Annotated in this window: 17 protein-coding genes and 3 pseudogenes; 15 read left to right on the plus strand and 5 right to left on the minus strand. The window is 59.7% G+C overall.

The genetic code is table 11. The features are described from left to right. Nucleotides 1-239 precede the first annotated feature (239 nt). A pseudogene (locus DSM107133_RS24330) lies at nucleotides 240-1,267 on the plus strand (IS110 family transposase). A 324-nt stretch (nucleotides 1,268-1,591) separates the two neighbouring features. Beyond that, nucleotides 1,592-2,355 (plus strand): annotated as a pseudogene (locus tag DSM107133_RS24335) (IS5 family transposase). On the opposite strand, the gene DSM107133_RS24340 reads toward DSM107133_RS24335, so the two are convergent. Both DSM107133_RS24340 and DSM107133_RS24345 read right to left on the minus strand, forming a co-directional pair. Continuing rightward, complete coding sequence (locus tag DSM107133_RS24340; protein ID WP_037930989.1) at nucleotides 2,328-4,367, minus strand: FAD-dependent oxidoreductase; 2,040 nt, start codon at nucleotides 4,365-4,367, stop codon at nucleotides 2,328-2,330. The pseudogene DSM107133_RS24335 and the gene DSM107133_RS24340 overlap by 28 nt on opposite strands. Before the next feature lie 8 nt (nucleotides 4,368-4,375). Then, nucleotides 4,376-5,830 (minus strand): NAD-dependent succinate-semialdehyde dehydrogenase, encoded by a 1,455-nt coding sequence (locus DSM107133_RS24345; protein ID WP_224769585.1) that lies wholly within the window; start codon nucleotides 5,828-5,830, stop codon nucleotides 4,376-4,378. Nucleotides 5,831-6,001: 171 nt separating this feature from the next. Between DSM107133_RS24345 and DSM107133_RS24350 the strand changes: the two genes are divergently transcribed. From DSM107133_RS24350 to DSM107133_RS24410, 13 genes and pseudogenes are all read left to right on the plus strand, one after another. Further along, nucleotides 6,002-6,796: an IclR family transcriptional regulator gene (locus DSM107133_RS24350; RefSeq protein ID WP_037930983.1), complete on the plus strand. Its 795-nt coding sequence runs from the start codon at nucleotides 6,002-6,004 to the stop codon at nucleotides 6,794-6,796. Nucleotides 6,797-6,811: 15 nt separating this feature from the next. Then, on the plus strand, nucleotides 6,812-7,972 hold the full coding sequence (locus DSM107133_RS24355) for an acyl-CoA dehydrogenase family protein (protein ID WP_037930980.1): 1,161 nt from the start codon (nucleotides 6,812-6,814) through the stop codon (nucleotides 7,970-7,972). Between the two features lie 18 nt (nucleotides 7,973-7,990). Continuing rightward, complete coding sequence (locus DSM107133_RS24360) at nucleotides 7,991-9,145, plus strand: iron-containing alcohol dehydrogenase (protein ID WP_037930977.1); 1,155 nt, start codon at nucleotides 7,991-7,993, stop codon at nucleotides 9,143-9,145. Then, nucleotides 9,145-10,347 carry a CoA transferase gene (locus DSM107133_RS24365; RefSeq protein WP_037930974.1) on the plus strand — a complete coding sequence of 401 codons (1,203 nt, stop codon included), beginning with the start codon at nucleotides 9,145-9,147 and terminating at the stop codon, nucleotides 10,345-10,347. The genes DSM107133_RS24360 and DSM107133_RS24365 overlap by 1 nt, the downstream gene beginning before the upstream one ends. Before the next feature lie 52 nt (nucleotides 10,348-10,399). Then, complete coding sequence (locus DSM107133_RS24370; RefSeq protein WP_227511477.1) at nucleotides 10,400-11,281, plus strand: AraC family transcriptional regulator; 882 nt, start codon at nucleotides 10,400-10,402, stop codon at nucleotides 11,279-11,281. A gap of 73 nt (nucleotides 11,282-11,354) precedes the next feature. Then, on the plus strand, nucleotides 11,355-11,813 hold the full coding sequence (locus tag DSM107133_RS24375; protein WP_007120589.1) for an acyl-CoA thioesterase: 459 nt from the start codon (nucleotides 11,355-11,357) through the stop codon (nucleotides 11,811-11,813). Nucleotides 11,814-11,962: 149 nt separating this feature from the next. After that, nucleotides 11,963-14,134, plus strand: coding sequence for a ParB/RepB/Spo0J family partition protein (locus tag DSM107133_RS24380; RefSeq protein WP_009804227.1), 2,172 nt, complete (start codon nucleotides 11,963-11,965; stop codon nucleotides 14,132-14,134). A 126-nt stretch (nucleotides 14,135-14,260) separates the two neighbouring features. Beyond that, complete coding sequence (locus tag DSM107133_RS24385) at nucleotides 14,261-14,641, plus strand: DUF3768 domain-containing protein (protein WP_009804228.1); 381 nt, start codon at nucleotides 14,261-14,263, stop codon at nucleotides 14,639-14,641. A 116-nt stretch (nucleotides 14,642-14,757) separates the two neighbouring features. Next, nucleotides 14,758-15,054 (plus strand): hypothetical protein, encoded by a 297-nt coding sequence (locus DSM107133_RS24390; RefSeq protein ID WP_009804229.1) that lies wholly within the window; start codon nucleotides 14,758-14,760, stop codon nucleotides 15,052-15,054. A gap of 80 nt (nucleotides 15,055-15,134) precedes the next feature. Next, complete coding sequence (locus DSM107133_RS24395; RefSeq protein ID WP_009804230.1) at nucleotides 15,135-15,518, plus strand: DUF6878 family protein; 384 nt, start codon at nucleotides 15,135-15,137, stop codon at nucleotides 15,516-15,518. A 1-nt stretch (nucleotide 15,519) separates the two neighbouring features. Beyond that, nucleotides 15,520-15,996: a hypothetical protein gene (locus DSM107133_RS24400; RefSeq protein WP_037930962.1), complete on the plus strand. Its 477-nt coding sequence runs from the start codon at nucleotides 15,520-15,522 to the stop codon at nucleotides 15,994-15,996. Between the two features lie 105 nt (nucleotides 15,997-16,101). Further along, entirely contained in the window at nucleotides 16,102-16,731 is a 630-nt protein-coding gene (locus tag DSM107133_RS24405; protein ID WP_037931030.1) for a hypothetical protein, read from the plus strand. A gap of 515 nt (nucleotides 16,732-17,246) precedes the next feature. Continuing rightward, nucleotides 17,247-19,538 (plus strand): annotated as a pseudogene (locus DSM107133_RS24410) (strawberry notch-like NTP hydrolase domain-containing protein); the annotation flags it as partial. 129 nt (nucleotides 19,539-19,667) lie between these two features. On the opposite strand, the gene DSM107133_RS24415 reads toward DSM107133_RS24410, so the two are convergent. Genes DSM107133_RS24415 through DSM107133_RS24425 form a run of 3 tightly spaced genes read right to left on the minus strand, consistent with a single transcriptional unit; the run spans nucleotide 19,668 to nucleotide 23,250 of the window. Further along, complete coding sequence (locus DSM107133_RS24415; protein WP_114293633.1) at nucleotides 19,668-20,672, minus strand: tyrosine-type recombinase/integrase; 1,005 nt, start codon at nucleotides 20,670-20,672, stop codon at nucleotides 19,668-19,670. Continuing rightward, on the minus strand, nucleotides 20,669-22,024 hold the full coding sequence (locus DSM107133_RS24420) for a tyrosine-type recombinase/integrase (RefSeq protein WP_114293634.1): 1,356 nt from the start codon (nucleotides 22,022-22,024) through the stop codon (nucleotides 20,669-20,671). Before DSM107133_RS24420 ends, DSM107133_RS24415 begins: the two co-directional genes overlap by 4 nt. After that, complete coding sequence (locus tag DSM107133_RS24425) at nucleotides 22,021-23,250, minus strand: site-specific integrase (RefSeq protein WP_114293635.1); 1,230 nt, start codon at nucleotides 23,248-23,250, stop codon at nucleotides 22,021-22,023. Before DSM107133_RS24425 ends, DSM107133_RS24420 begins: the two co-directional genes overlap by 4 nt. Between the last annotated feature and the right edge of the window lie 6 nt (nucleotides 23,251-23,256).

Consider the following 23,256-nt stretch of genomic DNA (forward strand, 5'->3'; position numbering starts at 1 on the left):
CCAATCTCGAAGACGTCAAACGGTCAACGGCATACGCCAATTATCTCAGAGTAAGGGCGAAAAATGCGCCATGTATTGAACAATCCTGCTTTGGAAATAGTATGATCGTGCTCAGCCTGTCGTGAGGCAGATATGCCCGTTACTAGGCTCTGTTGATGGCGTGGATACCCCCTCCCGACGGCATCGCAATGTGCCACTATGATGAGCGTTAAAAGCCATCACAGAAGGAAGGAGCATCTATGTCCGAAATTAAAATTATCGGTGTCGACTTGGCAAAGCGCGTTATCCAGTTGCATGGTGCGTACAATGATGGGTCAGTCGCGTTTCGCAAAAAGCTTTCACGAGGCCAGTTTCTCGCGTTCGTGGCACAGCAACCCAAATGCATGATCGCCATGGAGGCGTGGCCACGGCGTATGGCTGGGGCCGCGAATTTGAGAAGCTGGGGTGCGACGTGCGGTTGATACCGCCGGTCTATGTGAAGCCGTTCGTCAAACGCCAGAAGAATGATGCGACCGATGCAGAGGCCATCTTGGAGGCTGCATTGCGTCCAACCATGCGCTTTTTCGCAGTGAAGACGGAAGATCAGCAGGCCCGTGCCATGCTGTTTCGCACGCGGCAGATGTTTGTCGGCCAGCGCCCCCAGATGATCAACGCTTTACGCGGCCACCTCGCCGAACACGGATTGGTCGCGGCCCGCGGGCCTGCCCATCTCAAGCGACTCGCGGACGCAATCGCAGGTGATGACACCGCGCTGCATGCTGAGGTTCGTGACCTCGGCCGGATGTATCTGGGGCAGATTGAGGGGCTGAATACGCGTGTTGCAGAGCTTGACGCGAAGATGCGATGTGCCGCCAAGAAAGCCGACTTGGTGCGCCGAACACAAACCATGCCGGGCGTGGTTCCTGTCACGGCGCTTGCGATCGAGACATTTGCCCGTGACCTGGCCACCTTCCGGCGCGGGTGCGATTTTGCCGCCTGGCTTGGGCTTGTGCCGAAGCAGCACTCGACGGGCGGCAAAGCCCGGCTCGGGAAGACCTCGAAGATGCGACAGCGCGACTCCGGACACTCTTGGTCTCTGGCGCTATGGCTGTCCTCCAGGCTGTCGAGCGGTTTGACACACCGAATAATGGCTGGCTGAAACGCCTACTAACCCGCAAGCCGCGCATGGGTCGCCGCGATTGCGCTGGCCAACAAGATGGCGCGTGGCCTCTGGGCCATCATAATGAAACAAGAGGATTACCGGAATCCGGTGGCGGCGATGGCATAGCGAAGACGGCATGCCACGACGTCCCGGTAAGTTGGGAGTGTGAGGAGGTCACTGAAAAGTAAGGGCAAAGGATCGATCAGATCCGGGTCAGAGAAAGCAGCATTTGTGCAGGAGCCACCGAGCTCGGTTTGTTGATATGCCTCTGGTCCGCGCATCGCCATACCGGCCCGCGGTTACATCAGCGCCGCACACAGAGGCCTGATACATGACCGCACCCGATCACACGCTCGCGCCGTTCAAAAAATCACTTGCACCAATGGGGGCATGCATGCACAAATCCCGTGTCGGACTCATCTTATGAATCCAGCGTGGTAGCTGAGGTGCATGAGCAGACCGACAACCCCGACATACAAGACCATGAACTGGCCCGCTTATAACGAAGCGCTCAAGCGCCGTGGCTCGCTGACGATCTGGTTTGACCCCGAGATGAGCTGGGAGGCCGTGCCGACAGGCAGAAGAGTTACAGCGACGCCGCGACCCAGACCTGTCTTTCGATGAAGGTCCTGTTCGGCATGGCCTTGCGACAGGCGACCGGGTTCGTCGAGAGCCTGTTGCGGCTGATCGGTCTCGACTGGACGGTGCTCGACTTCAGCACCCTGTCCCGGCGCCAGAAGACCCTGGCCGTGAACATCCCGTATCGCGGCTCCAAAGGGCCGTTGCACTTGTTGGTGGACAGCACGGGGATCAAGCTTGAAGGTGAGTGGCATGCCCGCAAGCATGGCGGCCCCAAGCGACGGGTCTGGCGCAAGATCCACCTCGGGATCGACGAGCAAACGTTGGAAGTGCGCGCTGTTCAGATCACCGGGAGCCACATCGGTGACGCTCCAGTGTTACCCAACCTTCTTGAACAGATCCCGGCAGACCAGCAGTGTCACGGCTGACGGTGCGTATGACACACGAAAATGCCAGGACGCGATTGCGGACCGTGGCGTCCACGCCGTTATCCCACCAGGTAAGAACGCAAAGTCTTGGAAGACCATCACCGCCTAAGCCGCGTCGAGACGAAGATGCACTGTGTTAAGTTGCTGGGGCAGCGCCTTATGGCGCGGGACTTTGACCGTCAGGTCGCGAAAACCCTTTCTAAATAACGAGGCACCCTCCAGTCGCAAGGGTCCTCTTTGACAAGCGCGCTAAACAGCGCGGCCAACCGATCCTTGCCGATATTTTTGGCGTGGTGCATCAGGCCTCCCCGCCAGCGGGGAAATCCGTAGCCGTGAATCATTACTAGGTCGATGTCTTGCGGTTTTTCTGCGACGCCTTCGTCAAGGATATCGCAGGCTTCCGCCACCATTGCGAGCAAGAGCCTTTCTACGATTTCGTCAGCTGAGAACTCCCGGCGAGTGAAGTTCATTTCTTCTGAGACACGGAGTATTTCGCTAGCGACCAGCTCCGAAGGTGAGGGTTTGCCGTCCGGCCCATAGTCGTACCATCCGGCGCCCGATTTGCGTCCTAGGCGTTTGTGCTTTTCGACCAGCCGCTCGACCAAGGGCATGTGACCACAGCAGTTCCCTTCTGCAGCGGCCTTGCGACGGATATTCGCGTAGGCGATGTCCAGCCCCGACATGTCCTGTGCAGCATATGGACCCATCGCCATACCGAATCCGCGCATAGCCGCGTCGATCTCGTCGACAATAGCCCCCTTCACCAGAAGGCGATTAGCGGCGTGACGGTAGCTAGACAAAATTCGGTTTCCGATGAAGCCATCGCAAACACCAGACAGTACCGGGATTTTACCAAGCCTGCGCGCCAGCACAAATGCTGCACCTAATGTATCGTCTGACGTTCGGTCGCTCCTGACGACTTCCAGAAGCTTCATAATATGCGCAGGACTGAAGAAATGAATCCCTACAAAGCGTGCTGGGTGCTTCAACCCATCAGAAAGCCGATTTACATCGAGATAGGATGTGTTTGTGGCAATAATCGTCTCGGGCGGCAGAGCACCTTCGAGTTCGGTCAAGATCGCGCTCTTGACCGCAAAATCCTCGAAGGCCGCCTCGATTGCTAGATCGGTTGGTGGCAGAGCGTCATAGCCTGAGACCGTAACCAGCCGGTCCTCAACCGCCTTTCCCGCATCGGGGGACAGAATGCCGCGACTGATACCCTGATCAATCAGCTTTTGCAGGTTTTCTCTGGCCCACTCTGCGGACGAGGCACTGCGTTCGACGACAGTCACCGAGATCCCTGCGGTCGCTAGCGTGTACGCAATAGCTGCTCCCATATTACCACCACCGACCACGATGGCGGTTTCAGCATCTCGGGAAGGTCGGGGGTAGGTGCGCCCCTTGTTGGTTGCGGTACGCTCGGTGAAGAAAACGTGCCTAAGGGCCCGCGCCTGATCCGAGGCACGAAGGTCCAAAAACGCAGCGCGCTCGCTGGCCAGTGCGTCGTGCAGCGGCGTCATCGCGCTGGCCGCGACCAGGTCCACCGCAACATGCGGGGCATTCTGGCCAGGCATACGCCGCGCTACCTGCGCGCGGGCGACTTCCGCTGCGAAGTGGTTTGGCATTGGTGAAGGAAGATTGTCGGGTGCCTGTGCCGCCTCTAGAACAGCGTCATCGAGAGCTATGGCCGCGCCAAGCGGGTCATCGGCTAGCAGCTGGATCAGTCCTATTTTCAGTGCCTGCTCGGCGGAAACAGCCTTCCCGGTGACGATCATGTCAAGCGCAGCTTCAATACCGATAAGTCGCGGCAGTCTTTGGGTTCCCCCTGCGCCAGGCACGATCCCCAAGTTTACCTCTGGCAGGCCCAGTTTGGTAGAAGTTGAGGCGATGCGATAGCAGCAAGCCAGAGCAATCTCTAGTCCCCCACCAAGCGCAGCCCCGTTGATGGCTGCGATAGTCGGAATCGGAAGGTGCGCAAGTTGCAACAGCACGTCATTTAGTTGTGGATCAACAGGCAACTGTCCGAATTCCTTCGCATCCGCGCCCGCGACGAACGTCGTTCCTGCGCCGGTGATAATCAGCCTGGTAGCGCCAGTTTCGAGGACTTGGAAGATACATTGTTGTATTCCAGCCCGAACCTCCGCGTTGATTAGGTTAAGCGGCGAATTGTCTATGGTCAGAATTGCTGCGCCATTTGAGAAGCTTAATTCAACAGGCATGGGCATCCTCACAGCACTGGCGCTCGATTGCGCGAGATAAATTTGGTATTGAGATAGCCTTCGAAGGTTTCTGTCCCGCCTTCAGTCCCATAGCCGCTGTCTCTTACGCCGCCAAACGGAGTCTCGGGCAGAGCCAGGCCGAACTGGTTGATGCTTACCATACCTGCCTGCAAACCCGCAGCTGCTTTATCTGCACGCTCCAACGAATTGGTAAAGACATAGGACGCCAGCCCGAAGGGTAGCCCGTTGGCCCGCGACAGTCCGTCCTCTATTTCACGAAAAGACGAGACGACAGCAATCGGGCCGAAGGGTTCTTCGCGCATCAAGTCGATGTCGTCGTTGGGCGTATCGACGACTGTCGGGGCATAGAAGTTACCATGATTCCCAACCCTTTTGCCTCCCGTCAACACCCGTGCACCGTTTTCGCGGGCATCCTCGACGAGCTTTTCCATCGCATTCACGCGTCCGCGATGACACAATGGCCCCATCTGTGTGCCCTCGGTTAAACCATCGCCCACCTTTACGCTCTCAAATGCTGAAACTAGCTCGGACAGAAATCGGTCGTAGATGCCTTGTTGTACGTAAAACCGGGTTGGGGCGATGCACACCTGGCCTGCATTGCGCAGCTTGTTGCCCGCCAAGGCGCGCGCCGCGGCCGTGGCATCGGCGTCGTCGAACACCAATACGGGCGCGTGACCGCCGAGTTCCATCGTCGCCCGCTTCATGTGGCGGCCAGCCAATTCTGCCAGATGCTTGCCCACCTCGACCGAACCGGTGAAGGTGATCTTGCGCACCTCGGGGCGCGCAATAAGAGTTTCCGAAATGAAGGCCGCATTACCCCAGACAAGGTTCAGACAGCCTTCGGGCAAGCCTGCATCCAGCAGATAGCGCGCAATTGCCATGCAGCCCGCCGGAGCCTCTGCCGGGGCTTTCAAGATCATCGTGCAACCTGACGCAAGCGCCGCCGCGACCTTGCGTACCGCTTGGCTCAGCGGAAAATTCCAAGGCGTGATGGCAAGGCAGACGCCTATCGGTTCGCGCACGACAAGCTGCTGTACCCCCGGGCTGCGCGATGGAATGATGCGCCCATAAATGCGCCGACATTCCTCGGCGTGCCAGTCGACGTGGTCAGCTGAGGCGCGGACCTCAGCCAAGGCCTCAGCCAGCGGCTTGCCTTCATCGAGAGTGATCCAGCCAGCGATCAGTCTGTCATTTTGGCGCAGCAGGTCGGCAAACCGTCGCAAAATTGCACTTCGTTCCATGGGAGAGCTGTTTTTCCATCGGCGAAAAGCTGATTCGGCCGAGTGAACCGCATGGTCCAGATCTGCGGCGCTAGCCTGCGGAATCTGTCCGATAGTTTGCCCGTTTGCAGGGTTTATGACTGCACGATCCTCCGGCGTGGGAGAAGCGATCCAGTCCCGTCCGATGAGGTGCTGGATGGTCGGATAATTCATTTCTTTCATGGCGTTATGCCCTCGCTCAGTTGTGTCATCCGCAGGATCCGGCACGAAGGGGACCAGATGGACGACTTTAGTTTTCCGCATAGCGGAAAAGTTTACCACAGTATTGACGCGGACGTTATCGATCGTTTAGATGTGTTTCAAGACGCATAATTCTTCCCGAGGAGGGATGTCGTGAGACCAAGGAAAGACCGCACCAAGGACGCCGAGAGACAGGACCGCGATTTTGTCACGGCGTTGGCGCGCGGCTTGGAGCTGTTGCGGGCCTTTCGGCGGGAAGGGGAAGCTCTGGGGAATGGTGAGTTGGCCGAGCGCACTGGCCTGAGCAGATCGACGGTCTCAAGGCTGGCCTATACACTGAACAAGCTGGAATACCTCAGCTACGATCCGGATACAGCACGCTATCGACTGGCCCCTCCAGTGCTTTCGCTGGGTTTCTCCTGCCTTGCAGGGATTCCGCTGCGGCAACTCGCAAAGCCCTTTATGCAGGAATTAGCCGATTACACAGGTATGCCGGCGGCCATGGCCAGTCGTGACCGACTATCGATGGTCTATCTAGAGCGGTGCAAGGGCACCAACGCCGTCACGCTGGCGATTGAGGTTGGTGCCCATATTAAACTGGCCACTACCGCGGTTGGTCGCGCCTGCATAGCGGCACACGGCCCGGATGAGCAGGCCAGAATTCTGGCCCTTGTGGAGGAACATGAGGGTGACAACTGGCCGAATGTGCAGCCCGGAATCGAAGCAGCTATCGAAGACTACCAACAGTACGGTTATTGCACGTCCTTCACGGAGTGGAAGCGTGATGTGAACGCAGTAGCAGTGCCCTTCGTGCCGACGGACGGCTCACCCATCATTGCCTTCAACTGCGGCGGTCCTTCGCAAACCCTTACGCGCGATTGGATCGAAAGCGACGTCGCGCACCGCCTTGTCGATCTTGTCCGCCGCGTTGCAGCGGTCGCACCCTGAACAATAGAGAGCATAATGGCCCTTGATACAGATACCCTTTCCCAGTTTCTCGACGCGCTCGACCGCTTCGTGAAAGAGCGACTAATCCCTTACGAGGATCGCGTCGCCGATGAAGATGTGATTCCGCCTATGCTGGTCGATGAAATCCGCACGATGGGCCTTTTCGGCATGTCGATCCCGGAGGATTTCGGCGGGCTTGGCTTGTCGATGATAGAGGAAGTGCAAGCCGCTTTCGTTCTTGGCCAGGCTTCGCCTGCGTTCCGGTCGCTAGTTGGCACAAACAACGGGATCGGCTCGCAGGGAATCATCATCGATGGAACCGACGAGCAGAAGGCGAAGTATCTACCAGCTCTCGCCTCCGGAGATATGATCGCATCCTTCGCCCTAACCGAGCCAGATGCTGGTTCGGATGCTGGCGGTCTGCGCACCACTGCGCGGCGTGATGGAAACGATTTCCTACTGAACGGCACGAAGCGCTACATTACCAATGCGCCGCGTGCCGATCTATTCACGGTTTTTGCCCGGACCAGTCCAGAGGTGAAAGGTTCTGCCGGCGTAAGCGCTTTTCTCGTCGAGGCAGGGACGCCGGGCATAACGCTTGGCCAGCCTGACAGGAAGATGGGGCAGAAGGGTTCGCACACATGCGACGTCATCCTTGACAATGTCCGCGTGCCTGCCTCGAACATCATCGGCGGGCCGGACCGTCTGAACAAGGGCTTCAAAACGGCAATGAAAGTCCTTGATCGGGGCCGACTGCATATTTCTGCCGTCTGTGTGGGCGCCGCCGAACGGCTGATCCGTGACAGCCTATCCTATGCGATTGAACGCAAACAATTCGGTGAACCCATCGCTGAAAAGCAACTGATCCAAGCCATGCTGGCTGACAGTCGCGCCGAGGCCTTCGCAGCGCGTTGCATGATCGAAGAAACAGCACGCCGCAAGGACGCTGGTCAGAACGTGTCGACTGATGCTGCCTGCTGCAAGATGTTTGCCAGTGAGATGGTAGGTCGAGTGGCCGATCGCGCAGTGCAAATCCACGGCGGTGCAGGATACATGGCCGAATATGCGGTCGAGCGCTTCTATCGCGATGTGCGTCTCTTCCGCATCTACGAGGGGACAACCCAGATTCAGCAAATACTGATCGCGCGGAATATGATCCGCACTGCAGCAGCTTAACAGGAGCGAAGACAAACTATGGACTTCAATTTCCTTTCCACCCCGAGGATCGTCTGCGAGAGCGGTGGGCTTGGCCGGATCGGCAGCCTGATGCAAGATTTGTCTTGCACCCGTGCGCTGGTCGTGACGGACCCGGGCATATTGGCCTGTGGTTTTGCGGACGAGGCAGCCGCCTCACTTAGGGCTGCTGGCATCGAGGTTGAGATTTTTCATAAAGTCAAAGCGGACCCCCCGATCGCTGTCGTCGAGGCCGCGGTAGAGGTCGCGCGGGCCTTTGGTGCTGACGGAATCATCGGACTTGGCGGCGGCAGTTCACTGGACACTGCCAAGGTCATCGCAGCGGCGGTAGCCAACGATCAACCGATTACGGACATGATCGGGATCAATCAGGTCACCGATAAACGCTTGCCACTGATTCAGGTGCCAACCACGGCAGGGACCGGATCAGAGGTAACATGGGTGTCCGTGCTGACTTCGGAAAGCCACGAAAAAAAAGCGGTATATGCACCGCAGCTTCTGCCTGACGTTGCCTTGCTAGATGCAAAGCTAACATTGGGAATGCCTCGTCACATCACAGCGGCCACGGCGTTAGACGCAATGGTTCACGCCATTGAGGCAGTAACCAGTCGCACCAGAAAGAATCCCATTTCCGATGGAATGGCGGACAAAGCGCTGGTGCTTCTCGGTCAGAACTTACCAATCGTCATGGAAACGCCTTCGGACCTGTCAGCGCGAGAGGCCATGCTGTTGGGGGCGACACTGGCTGGGATGGCCTTCATTAATGCCAGCGTGGGGGCGATTCATGCCTTGTCATACCCACTGGGAACAGGTTTCAAGGTTCCTCACGGGCACGCAAACGCTCTGGTCGCAGGACCAGTGATGAGGTTCAACATGCCCGTTGCAGAAGCTGAATATGCTCGTCTATCGCGGTTACTACTGCCCTCGCGGCCTTTTAACTCTGATGCGGCTGCGGCCCATGGCCTGATCGACGAGATGGAACGGATGCTAGTCGAAAGCGGACTTGAGTCTCGACTTTCTGGTGTCGGAGTGACCGAGGCAGCCATTCCCGGAATGGCTAATGAGGTCGTGACCGGTATCACGCGATTGCTGGAGACCAACCCGCGCGACATGACAGCCGAAGATGTGTCGCGCCTCTATCAGGAGGCGCTTTGATGGCTGGCTCATTGGACGGGATCAAGGTGGTCGACCTCAGCCGCGTGCTGGGCGGGCCTTACTGCACCCAAATGCTTGCGGATCATGGCGCTGAGGTCATCAAGGTGGAGCCGCCTCTGGGCGACGAGACCCGCAGTTGGGGCCCGCCTTTCAATGATGAACTCAGCGCCTATTTCTCTGGCGCCAACCGCAACAAGCGGTCCATCGCTATCGATCTGCAGCAACCGGAAGGGCGCGACCTGATATTGCGGTTTCTTCAGGATGCAGATGTTTTAGTTCACAATTTTAAGTCTGGTACTCTTGAAAAATGGGGGCTTGGTTATGATGATGTTCTCAGGGCACGTTTTCCTAGACTGGTACTCTGCCACGTGACTGGATTTGGTTCCGATGGCCCACTTGGCGGTTTTCCCGGCTATGACGCCGTGGTACAAGCTATGACGGGCCTCATGAGCATCAACGGCAATCCCTCCGAAGGCCCGACACGCATGGGTACGCCCATCGTGGACATCGGCACCGGTCTGATCGCCTGTAACGCTATTCTCGCCGCACTTTTGGAACGGGGCCGGTCCGGATTGGGCCAAGCCATCGAAGTGCCGCTATATGATTGCGCGATCAGCATGATGCATCCCCAAGCGGCTAATTCCCTCATGTCCGGACAGATACCAATGGCGACCGGCAATGGGCATCCAAATATCGTACCATACGACATGTTCGAAACAAGTAATGGCAAACTCTATCTGGCTATCGGTAACAATGGTCAGTTCGCAAAACTCTGTGACGTGCTTGGCCTACCTGAGGTGCCCTGCGATCCACGATTTGCCGACAATGCCGCGCGTCTTGCGCATCGGTCAGAGATGACAGAGGTCTTGTCAGAGTGCCTGGTGCAACATGACGCCTTCAAACTTGAGCCGGTGCTTTTGAAAGCTGGGATTCCCGCCGGAGTCGTTCGGAATGTGAATGAAGCGTTGGAGCATCCACACACCCGACATCGCGGAATGGTGGTATCAGTTGGCACCTACCGCGGCACCGGCGTGCCAGCACGCTTGTCGCGTACCCCCGGAGCGGTTCGCGCGGCACCGCCTCGCTTCGGGCAGCATAGTAGGCAGTTGCTTAGCGAGGCTGGACTGACAGAAGCTGAAATCGATAGATTGACTCAAGCGGATATCGTTCGAGAAGAACCGCGGATGCGCGAGACGACCTAAGCCGAAATTTCAGCTCAAGCGGACGATCGTGAAAAAGTTCAGGGAGGCCAAGATGGAAAGATTGCTCATATCACCGGACCGGATACCCGAATGGATTCCCGGCACGACTACGTTGGACAGTTCCGGGTGCAACTGGAACGGCATTACCCTGAAGGGCTATCGTTATGAGCGACAAGACGCGGCAATTCCCCCCATGCGCGACTATATGATTGTTGCATATGATGGCGCGCCAACCACTATGCGCCGCACGAGTGGCGGCCCATGGCAAAGCGCGCGCGTAGAGAAAGGTAGGATTTCCTTGCTCACGCGTGCAGAGGAATCCACTTGGAGTTGGTCCGAGCCTATCACGGTTAGACACGTCTATCTCAATCACAGCGAACTCGAAAACACGGCCCTTTCGGTCTTTGATCGTGACCCGAAGTCCATTGAGATCAATGATTGGCTATCTGCGAAGGACCCCTGTATCCTGAACTGCATCCAATTGCTAGAGAATGAGCTAAAGAACGGTGGAATCGGCCAGAGATTGATCATCGACGCCCTGCGCAGCCAGATCGCCGTTCACCTTCTGCGTCAGTACGCCAAGGTCTCTTTGACCAGCGACGCAAACTCGAACTTCAGCCCTGCTCAAAGGCAGAGAATCATCGATCTCGTTGAAAGCTGCTTAGGTGAAAACCTCAGTCTGGAAGACATGGCCGCATCTATCGGTTTCAGCCAGTTTCACTTTTCGCGTCAGTTCAAGGCGGAGTTTGGGTTGGCACCGTATGCATATGTTTTGCGCAAGCGAATATCGAAGGCCCAGGAGATGCTGAGAAAGGGTAATGCCCCCCTGAAAGTGGTCGCGCTTGACTGCGGTTTTGCAGATCAGAGTCATTTTAGTCGAACTTTTCGAAAAATGACAGGCGCGACCCCCGCCGAATTCCGGCGCATGGCATAATGACCGGAAAACTATTCCTTCCTATCGCTGTCACGCACCAGAGACAAAGAAATGTTGAGCCCGTAACGCTGCAATGAATGTACCAGAAACAGAATTTAAACCACGATTTGCCTTCGAACGCAGGATTTTCTTTGGCGACTGTGACCAGCTGGGAATCGCCTTTACTGGCCGGATTACGAATTTCGCGCTGGAAGCGATCGAGACTTTCTGGGACGATTTGCTTTCAGGCCGGGGCTGGCTTTTTCTACTCACGGAAAGAAACACGGCCATGCCTTTTGTCTCTATGGACCTACAATTCCATGCGCCGGTGAAAGCAGGCGCGAACCTAGCATGCGAGGTCTATGTGGTCCATGTCGGGGAAAGTTCAGTTGGTCTAAAAGTTGTCGGCCGTCAGCATGACTTGATTTGCTTCGAATGCGAAACGAAGTCAGTTTTCCGAGATGCTTCAACATTTGGTAAAGTCAAAATTGAAAGCTCAATTCGGCAGATTTTGCTCGCGGAAGTGGGTTCGGAAAATCAAACAGTGAGCTAGGCCTGTAGGCTTTGGAGACAGCAAAGCCTGTGCAAAACGATCTCATGTAAGGGAACACAAGAAAAAGCCAGAGAAAGGGAAGCCCGGGTGCCGGGCTTGAAAGGATAGAGAGAGGCTCTTCCGGGTCCGGCGTGACAAGGACCCTGACCATGGCCAAGACCACAACCCGCCCGAAACCCGCCACTGCGAAGAAAACCGAAGCCACTGAGTTGTCCGTGCCTGGCGGCGGGACCGACATCCGGATGATCCCGCTCGACCAGTTGGAGCCGAGCCCGCTCAACGTTCGAAAAGTTGCGGCCAGCGCCAGCGACGATGCTGAGCTCCTCGTCAGTATCCGCGAGACCGGAATTAAACAGAATCTGGTGGTTCATGCGCTGTCAGAGACACGTTTTGCAGTCGATGCCGGCGGTCGTCGCCTCAAGGCGCTGAAGCAGCTCGCTGAGGACAGCGTCATCCCCGCCGATCACCCCGTGCCCTGCCTCGTCGATGATAAGCGCAACGCCATCCTTACTTCTGCAACTGAAAACCTCCAGCGCGCGGCGATGCACCCCGCCGACCAGTTCGAGGCTTTTGAGGCGATGATCGCCGAGGGCCGCAGCGAAGACGAGATCGCGCTCAAATTCGGCGTCTCCGTCGACCTGGTGCGCCGCCGCCTCAAACTCGCCCGTGTCGCGCCCGAGATCATCGAGCAGTTCCGCGCGGGTGATCTGACCCTTGAATGCGTGATGGCTTTCACACTGACCGACGACCATGATCGCCAGCTGGCGGTCTGGAACGCAGTGAAGGGCGGCTATCACATCCATCCGCAAAGCATCAAACGCCATCTTACCGAGACCGCCCATTCGGCGAACTCGGCCATCGGGCGCTTTGTCGGCATTGAGGCCTATGAGGCGGCGGGTGGTGTTCTGCTGCGCGATCTCTTCGACGACCGCGCCAGCGCCCATATGGAGAACCCCGAACTCCTAGAGCGTCTCGCCATCGAAAAGCTGCAGGCTGCGGCGAAAACCTTCGAGGGAACGTGGAAATGGGTCGAGGTGCATCTCTCGGTGGATTACGGCGCGTTTCGCAGCTTCGGGCGGGTCTATCCGCAGGACATCGACCCCGATCCGGACCTGCTCACCGAAGAAGAACGTCTCATTGCGCGCGAGGAAGAACTGGCGGCGAAGAATGACGGCGAGGACTGGACGGACGCGGAGACGGAAGAATATTATGCCATCGAGCCGCGCCTGCGCGAGATCGAGGCCCTGCAACGCGAACGGCAGCCTTACGCGGACGAAGATCGTGCCATCGCGGGCGTGGTTCTGACCATCGGTCATGACGGCGCGCTGCGTGTCGAGAAAGGCCTCGTGCGGCCAGAAGATATCCCCGCTGCGGTCGTCCCGAGCGAAAATAGTGCTGACGCGGGTGATGCCCCGTCTCCTGTCCGCCCGAACGTGACGCCGCCAACCTCCTCGACACCGGTGCCCACCTCCGACCCGGCCGCGACCTTGCGCAAGGCGAACGGGATTTCGGCGAGCCTCGCCGACGATCTGCGCGCGACGCGTCAGCATATCCTTCGGGCGCATCTGGCGGCGGATTTCGAGGTGGCGTTCGATGCGATGCTCTACGCGCTCTGCGAGCAGGCTCTGGGGCGGTCCTACAACAACGAGGCGCTCGATATCTCGATCCGGCCCTTCCAGGCGCAGAACCGCGAGGTGCTGCATTCGGATACTGTTGCCCAGAAGATGCTCGAGGCGCTGGAGCAGGGCCTCGCCACCGACTGGATTACGCTGGAGAAGCCCGAAAACTTCCGGGCGATGTCGGCGCTGCCCATTGCCGCCAAGCAGGCGCTTTTCGCCTGGGCGACGGGTCTGGCAGTCAAGCCGCAGCTTTCCTCCGACAATCGCCCCTCCCCGATCATCGAGGAGATCGGCGCGCGTCTTGACGTCGATGTGGCGGCCTGCTGGCGCCCGACTGCTCAGAATTACTGGGGTCGGGTCAACAAGGGGCATGCGGTCGCTACCGCGCGCAAGCTCATTGGCGACGATTACGCCGAAGATCGCAATCGCGAGCGTAAGGGCGATATCGCGGCCGCGATGGAGCGGGCCTTCGCGGAAACGGCCGGCGAGACGGAAGGGTTCGACGCCGCAACGGTTGTCAGGACGACGCGCTGGCTGCCCGACGGGATGGTGTTTGCCGGTGCGGCGGAGGCTGTTGCCGACATGGCAGGCGAAGCGCCGGAGACCGAGGAGGGGGATGTGTCCGCCGAAGATTCTCTGAGCGACGCCGAGAGCGATGAACCGTCGTCCTTGCCCGCCTTCCTCAGCGAGGATGCGGCTTGACGAGCCGCACGCTGACCTGATCACGACATGAGCCTTGGGCCGTCCTCACATCGAGGGCGGCCCTTTCCGGCTGACGGGTTACCAACAGCCGATATCGGATCGGCGGGCCCGTCCCGGAGATATCCCATGACCACCACACTTGACCTCGATCCCGTTAAGGAAGCCGCACTCGTCGCTTCGCAGAATGACGCCTTTCGTCGCTCTATCCTTGGCAATATCCTCGTCACCGATGCCCCGCAGGGCCAGTTCGTGATGACCCGTGGCGTTGCAGCGCTTGGGCCCGATGCCCAGCTTGCTCTCACCCGCAGCGTGGCTTCATTTGACGCGTTCAACGCTGACAGCGACCCGCAAGGATGGCACGAGATGGGCGTCATCGACCTCGACGGCACGAAGGTCTGGTTCAAGATCGACCTGTACGACGTCGACTACACCTATGGCTCGCCTGAGCCCTCCGATCCTGATCAGACGCGCCGGGTCCTGACCCTGCTTCTGCCGTCGGAATACTGACGCCCCTTTTTCACCGACATCGCCACGGATCGCCCTTGCACAAAGGGCGGTCCTTTCGGGCTGGCGGGTTCCAAGGGGCGCGATGATCGTGTCCGGCCTGCCGCAGGAGACCAGAGATGGCCAAGACACTCGACTACCAGATCACCCTCTATCCCGCACATCGCGATGGCGCCTTCGTCGTCACCCAGTTCCAGATGCTGGCGAACTACCCCGAAAAGCGCATCGAGGCCGCGGGCATGGATGATCTGATCGACCAAGTGACGCAGTTCGCGATGGAGCACGGCGAGAGCTGCAGCGCCTCGGTGCGCTGCCTCGCTCCGCGCAAACCGCCGGGGTTCAAGCGCGCGACCGAGAATTTGTATTTCAACCTGGTTGACCGGACGGCTGAGAAACGCGGCGACGCTGCGGCCTGAAGCCCCCCAAAGGAAACCTCCGGGGCGCGGCCTGCAAGACGGTCGCCCTCACCCTCCCTCAATTCCAAAGGACCGAAGATATGACACAAGCAAATGATTTCTACGCGCAGATGCTCGAAGCCCAGAGACGGGCAGCCGAACAGCGGGTCGAGACCCGCGCGGCGCTTCTCACCGAACTGCGCGGCCTCGGCGTGACCGGCCTCGACGTGCAATATGAAGGCTATGGCGATTCCGGCAATGTCGAGGAGGTCGTCGTGACGCCTGACACGATTACCCTGACAGAAGAGCTGCGGCGACGGGTCGAAGATTTCGGCTGGGACTTTGCCTATGCGCTGAGCCCTGGCTTCGAAAACAACGAGGGCGGCTATGGCGAATTGACCTGGGCGCTCGAGACGGACAAGATCGATGTCAGCCACTCGAACCGCTTCATCGAGACCGACACCACAGAACATGAGGGGCTCTGACATGGCACATCCTCTCCACCACGCCGAAAGCTCGGCCCGTAGATTTGGCGGTGTTCCAGATGATTACCAACATGTGCATGACTGGTTTGACTCATCTAAAGAGCACCTAGGTCTCTTTGTTCACAGAGCCCAAAAACATCATACGGTCGGGATTTATGATGCCGAGCGGGTGTTCGGTCGCAGCCTGATCAACAGCGCGGGCCGGGTCGTTCCGATCCGCTGGATCGGCGAGCAGCATGTGCGCGAAGACTGCCAGGGGCGTATCCCGTCACTGGCTGACTGGCTCGGACGCATACAACCCGAACCGTGGATGGCCAATGGCCGGATCGACAACGACCCGACGCAGATCGGCAGCGATCCGCGTGCGGCCTGGGTCCAGGCGGTTGCGGGTCACCAGACCATTCTTGGCTTTGAGGATTGGCTTCTCAAGGTCTCTGTCGAGCACGTCCAGCATCGCCAGAATCGCGCCGCCGCCTGATCCGCCGGGCGGCAAACTCACCAACCATCTGATCCCATCCAGATCGACCCGCCTGCGCCACAACCGGCTTGGCGGGTCGATTGCGTTTCGAGAAAGGACATGGACATGCAAGATCCCGTCTACGAGGAGGTCCACCAGGGCCACACGATCAAGATCTACCACGACCCCGACGCTGAGGACCCACGAGAGTGGTGCAACCTCGGTACGCTGATCTGCTGGCACCGCCGCTATCGGCTGGGTGACAGCCATCAGTACGACAGCCCTGAGGCGTTCCTGCGCGATCTTGCGGGCGTCTCGGATCAGAGCGATCTCTCGATGGATCGTCTGCGGGACCGCGCCGAGCGGAAGGCAATCATTCTGCCTGTGTTTCTCTATGACCATTCCGGTCTCGCGATGAACACCGTCGGGTTCCACTGCCCGTGGGATTCTGGGCAGGTCGGTTACGTCTACGTGACGCTCGAAGCGGTCCGAAAGGAATTCGGTGTAAAACGCGTGACCAAGGCCCTGCGCGAACAGGCTGTAGACATCTTACGTGGTGAGACCGCCGACTACGATTCTTACCTTGGTGGGCGTGTCTATGGTTACATCGTCGAACAGGGTGGCGAGGAGATCGACGCTTGCTGGGGGTTTGTTGGCGCCTATGAGACGCATTGTTTGCCGGAGGCGCGGAATGCCGTTCCTCGGTCCGATCCCCATGCGCCACCCGCGACCGGTGCATTGACCGCATATCCATAGAATAACTCGCCGCCACACACCGGAACTATGGGCAGCACCCGATCGCGGACATGCATTGCTGCATTGCAGAAAAGTCATAGCCCGCCCATTGTGCGACTGCAGCATTGCTCCTATGTTCGCTCTTGTGATCGGTTCTCTCCTCCTCCCTGAGCCGATCCGGAATAATCGGCGGCATCCACCTCCTCCCGGATGTCGCCTTTTTATTTGCAGATCCCCATTCTGAGCTCTTGCGATTTCTCCTCGTTGACCATTCGGTCCCCGAGCTTGCTGTGTGTCGGGTCCGTTTCGCTGGAGGTGCCCAAAATGCAGGCACGGCCGTGTCCCAGCAGCCTGGCATGGGTTTGCGCGACAACGCCCACAGCGTCATCCCCAGATTTTGTGGATAAGTTTTCGCTGCCAAGACTTCAGTTTTCGAGGCCATGAAAGAGTGAGAGACAGGGCGGGAGGGGTGACCCCTCCCGGGTGAGAGAGTGCACGCGGGGCTCGGGGCCAACCCTCAACCCCGGAGATTGCCGATGAACGCTCACCCCCATTCCGTCCAACTTGCAACCGAGCCCGAAGCCCCTGCCCTGCCGGATGCCCCACGCTTCGCCCAAAACCTGATGCAGGCTGCGAAAATCCTCGTCCCCGTTTTCGAGGCAGGCAGGTCCATCGACGCCGCCGCACTTCGCGCCGCGATGGAAGATGCTTGCGGTGCCAGTGACACAAGTGGTGCCTGGGTCTGGAAAGACGCCTATGAGGCGGCCGAGGTCGCCCAAATCCTTATACTCTCGCGCTACGGCGCGCTGATGCAGCGTCAGGCACTGTCGCCGCAGGCCTTCCTCACCATGATCGAACGTTTCACGGCTCTGGCCCCGTCTCACACGCGCCGCTCCGAAGACAGTATCCGTCTGCAACAGTTTTCCACGCCTTTGCCCCTCGCGGCCATCGTCGCGCAGGCCGCCGGGTTTCGGGACGACGACCTGATGCTCGAGCCGTCGACGGGCACGGGCATGCTGGCCATCTTTGCAAAGATCGCTGGTGCACGGTTGGCGCTGAATGAACTTGCCGACACGCGCCGCGCCCTACTGGGGCAGTTGTTCCCCGATGCCGCCGTATCTGACCACGATGCTGCCTCGATCGACGATCGTCTTGATCGCTCGATCACGCCCTCGGTCGTGGTGATGAACCCGCCGTTTTCCGCTGCCAACCATGTCGAGGGCCGGTTTAGGCAAGCGACCAGTCAGCATGTGCTTTCCGCCCTGGCACGCCTCGCGCCTGGTGGGCGGCTTGTCGTCATCACCGGCGAAAGCTTCCGTCCCTCTTTGAAATCCTTCCAGTCGACATTTCAGCGGATCGGCCAGAGCGCCGATGTCGTGTTTTCGGCCCCCATCGACGGCAAGGTCTTCGCACGGCATGGCACCACGATCGACACGCGGTTGACGGTAATCGATAAGCGCGCGGCTGGTGCTGAAGAGACCGCACCGGCTGATATTGACGCCGCCTATCATCCGATCTGCGCGACCACGAGTGATCTTCTCTCCGTAGTACTCGCCCATTGCCCGGAACGCCGCAGCCCCCCGCCCTGCCCCACCACATCGGCCCTTTCGGTCCCGTCTCAGCCGACCCGCACCAACCTCCACGCCCTGCGCAACGCAGCACGCAAAGAAACCCGTGCGCTCGCCGAGGAACGCGCGAAGCATCCGTTCGACGACATCGAGACGGCCCCGCTCGACTACTTGCCAAAAGCCTGGAGCGAACCCTATGGCACGTTGCAGGACACGGTCTACGAGGTCTATGACCTGCAGGCGATCCGGATCGACGGCGCGGCGGAGCATCCGACAGCACTTGTGCAATCCGCCGCCATGGCCTCGGTGCCGCCGCCCGTGCCGAGCTACCGCCCCGTTCTGCCGAAGACCCTCGTTCGAGACGGTCTCCTCTCTGCGCCGCAGCTCGAAAGCGTGATCTACGCGGGCAATGCACACGAGACGCATCTCAAAGGCTTGTTCAAGCGTGGCGAGATCGAAGGCCAACTGATTGCAGCGGCTGAGGGTGACGAAGGCGCCTTCCGCCTGCGCAAGGGCTGGTTCCTCGGTGATGGCACTGGATGCGGTAAAGGGCGACAGGTCGCGGGTATCATTCTCGACAACTGGCTGCAGGGGCGTCGCAGGGCGGTCTGGGTCTCAAAAAGCGACAAGCTCATCGAGGATGCGCGACGCGACTGGATGGCGCTCGGCGGGCGTGAAAGCGATATCGTGCCGCTCTCAAAATTCCGCCAAGGCAGCGACATACGCCTGCCCGAGGGCATCCTCTTCGTTACCTACGCCACGCTGCGCTCGGCTGAACGTGAGGGCAAGGCTGCCCGCCTCGAGCAAGTGACCTCCTGGCTCGGCGAGGGGTTCGACGGGGTCATCGCTTTTGATGAAAGCCACGCCATGGCCAATGCCGCCGGCGAAAAGTCCGACCGCGGCGACAAAAAGGCCTCTCAACAAGGCCTTGCGGGCCTCGCGCTGCAAAACGCCGTGCCCGACGCCCGCGTACTCTATGTCTCGGCCACCGGGGCGACGGTCGTTGGCAATCTTGCCTATGCTTCGCGCCTCGGTCTCTGGGGCACGGGAGATTTCCCCTTCGTGACGCGGGCAGAATTTGTCGCCGCGATGGAGGCCGGGGGCATCGCCGCCATGGAGATGATCTCGCGCGACCTGAAGGCGCTTGGGCTCTATCTCGCGCGGTCCCTCTCCTATGCCGGGGTCGAATACGAGATGCTGGTCCATGAGCTGACGCCCGCCCAGGTCGCGATCTACGACAGCTACGCTGATGCCTACCGGACGTTATGCGCAGCTGCGCATAAGATGGCTAATCGCGAGGACGCGATAATGCGAAGGAACGCGGCGCCATCGCTATTGTTCGGGGATTTGAGGGCTACGTCCTTCACATTATCTCTCCTTGGTTTGGGGTCAGAGGGTATCGAGCCAGGCGAGCAGGTCCGCGTCACGTTTCCATCGCGCGGGTCGATTTCCTGCTGTCGGAACGCCGACCTGTTCGAGCGCCTTTCGCTTGGTTTCGAGATTGGCCTGGGCGTAGTGGTTGGTCGTGTCGAGACTGACATGTCCCAGCCAGCTTCGGATGACGGTGATGTCGACGCCCGCCGCGACGAGGTGGACGGCCGTTGCGTGTCGGAAGCTGTGCGGCGTCACATGCTTCGAACGAAGCGTGGGTGTCGTTTTCGCCGCCGCCGCGACGTAGGCCGCCAGCTTGTACCGCACGCCCGAGGCTCCCAGTGGTTCGCCGTAGCGATTGACGAAGATGCGCTCATCGGGTGCGCGCGGCTGCCGCTCCAGCAGTTTCTTCAGCAACGTCACAGTTTCCGGCCAGAGCGGGCAGATACGTTCCTTTCGGCCCTTTCCGTAAAGACGCACGCAATACGGTGCTTCGAACCGGATCGCCTTGGGACAGAGATCGAGCGCCTCTTGGATGCGTGCACCACTATTATAGAGCAGCGACAGCAGCACATGGTCTCGCATCCCTTCGATCGTCGATCGGTTCGGCTGCGCGAGGATGGCCTCGACCTCTCCCGGTTCAAGGTAGCAGGGTGCGGCAGAGGGTTTGCGCTTGAGCGGGATCGTGAGGACCTCGGCGCATTGGGCGACATATTCGGGGCTCTTGTCCGCCACGAAGCTGAAGAAGCTGCGGATCGCGGCAAGCCGACAGTTGCGCGTGCCGATCGTGCCCTTGCGACCATGCTCAGCATGGTTGAGGAACGCGCGCACCTCGCTGGCGGAGACGTCCGCCAGGGTGACCCGTGCGACACCAACGCCGTTTCGCTCCGCGACGAACCGGAGCAACAGCCGCCAAGTGTCCCGATAGGACTTGATGGTATGGATCGAGGCGCTGCGCTGTTCTGCCAGCCATTCCTGGAAGAAGGCCCGCAACAATTCGGGGAACGGATTGGCCGATTTCACGACAGTGCCTCCCCGTTGAGGCAGGGGGCGCCGACGGCGCGGAACCGCTCGCTGGCTTCCTGCAGCAGATCCTGCGTGACGGTGATGTAGACCAGCGTGGAGTTGATGTCCCGGTGACCCAGATAGGTCGAGAGGAAGTGCAGCCGGTCCTGCGGGTTGATGCCGATCCGGTACCATTGAAGGATCCGGTTCACGACCATCGAATGCCGCAGGTCATGCACACGCGGCCCCGTCCGCCCGGAGGGCGGCTTGAACCCGGCGCGGCGCATGACGTTGGTGATCATCGTGGTGACCGTCTCCGGGGTGTGATGCCCCTTGAAGTGGTTCTGCCAGAACAGCCCCGATTGCGGGTCCTGCGGAGCGCCAGCGCGCTGCCGCGCATCGAGATAGATGCGTAATTCGGTCATGACGCTGCCCGACAGCGGCAGGATCCTGGTCTTGTAGAACTTCGTTTCCCGGATCGTGATCGTGCCGGATCGAAGGTCGACGTCGCCCAGATCGAGCCGCGCAATCTCACTACGTCGAAGCCCGGCGCAATAGGCCAGCAGGATCATGGTGTAGAGGGTCTTCGGCCGCAGCGGGGCATGCGGCGACGGATAGCGTCGGGCCACATCGAGCATGTGCCGGATGTCGACCGGGCTGAAGATATGCGGTCGCCGGTGCTCCCGCGCCACCTCTCGTTCCGGTCGCGGGTTGAAGCGTTTCGGCGGGATGTTCGGATCGAGCCGGTGTCGCGCCTTTGTCAGGATGCGTCCCAGCTTCTGGCATTCCGCCGCGTGATTGCGGGTGGACTTGGCCGCCGCCCAATGGGACAGCATCGTCTCGAGCGACTCGTCGGCCAGTTCCGGATGCGATTGCAGGAATCGGTCGAACCGCAGCAGCCAGTGAGCTTGCGCTTCGTATTGGTAGCCCCGGTTTCGCATCAGCGCGACATGGTCACGCATGACGCCGCCCAGAACGCTGCCGTAGGGCGCAGGCCGGTACAGCCCGGCGAGTGCCTCGTCGGGATTGGAGGAGGCAAGAGCCCGCCAGATCGGCTTGTTCTGTTTGATGTTGTGCTGCCTGCGAAGCTCTGCGACGGGATTGCCGGGGATCAACTCGTTCTGGACCAGATAGTCGAGGAAGCGGTCAACGATGCAGACTTGGTTCAACAGCGTCGACAATTTCCACCGCGTTGCCATTTCACCCAGCCAGTCCTCGAGCATCTGGCGATCCACTGCTGAGTGCCGGCGCGCAACATCCTCGAAGCTGCGAAGGATAGACCGGTAAGTGTAGCTGCTTCTCTGTCCGAACCGGGACGTGCGGAGAAAGTCCTCGACAACGGTGTGATCGGGATCGTGCCAGGCGCTCATGACAGCACCTCCGAACCGGGCACGTCGAGCGCCACAGCCCGCAAATCTTCGGTGGCAAGTTTGAGATAGGCATTCGTGGACTCGGTCGATCGGTGCCCGAGCACGTCGCCGATGATCTTTTGCGGAACCGACGCCCGTAGTAGTTCAACCGCCCGCGCGTGGCGGAAGACATGTGGCCCCCGTTTCCCAACCGGGGTGACGCCCGCTGCCGCCAGACGTCTTTTGACCATGCCATACAGGTTCGTCATCCGCGTATAGGGCGCGAGGGAGCGGATGAAGACTTCCCGGCTTTCGACTTGCGGGCGCCCGAGGCGCAGATAGTCGAGCACCGCATCGCCGACCGGCGTCAGTAGTGGCATGTAGGAACAGGAGTTGGTCTTGGTGTGACGGATGCGCAGGGATTCCGCGCGCCAGTCGATGTCGTCGAGCCGGAGACTGCAGATTTCGCTCTGACGCAGCCCGTAGATGGCGAGCATCTGCAGAATCGCATGGTCGCGCAGCCCCCTCGGCGACCTGTCCTTTCTGGTGGCCTCCAGAACTATGTCGATCTGGCTGCGGTCCAGGGTCGAGGGAATATCCTCGTAGGCATAGAGCATGGGGCCGATGACCTGTGCACTCAGATCGGTCGGAACTCGCCCTGACTGATGGAGATAGCGCAGCAGTGAACGGAGCCATGCGGCAGAACCCGCGAGCGATATCCGTCGCAGCCCGATGGCGCGCATGTCCATGTAGTGATCGATATCGCGCACGGCCATTGCTGAGAGATCGTCGGCGCCCCTGCGGCCGAAGTACCAGTCCAGAAAGCGCCGCGCCTCCCGGAGCCGTGCGTCGATTGTTTCATCTGCCAGCCCGCGCTCGTCACGCATCCAGGCGCCATATTCACGGCAGATCGCATGCCGAAGCGCTGTATCCGGCGCAATTTCGGCGACCGGTGGCCATGTGCCTTGGGCCAGCCGGAGCAACTTGCAGATCGCCGTACGAGGCACCCCATGCCAACGCGAACTGGGCGGACGGCCATAGCGTGAATGAAAGCAATGGACAGCGTGGCGGAAATACTGATCGACCTGCGATGGCGTTACCAGCGCCACCGGCATGTCGCGCTCGGCCAGGTAGTCCAGGAACCGGCGGGCATAGAGCCGATGGTTGGCCACAACCACGGGATTGTAGTTCTGCTCCGTGAGCGATTGCGAGAGCTCTTCGATCAGCTCGTCGTGCGACTTCAACATGAGTGT

The organism is Pseudosulfitobacter sp. DSM 107133, assembly GCF_022788695.1.
Lineage (GTDB): Bacteria > Pseudomonadota > Alphaproteobacteria > Rhodobacterales > Rhodobacteraceae > Pseudosulfitobacter.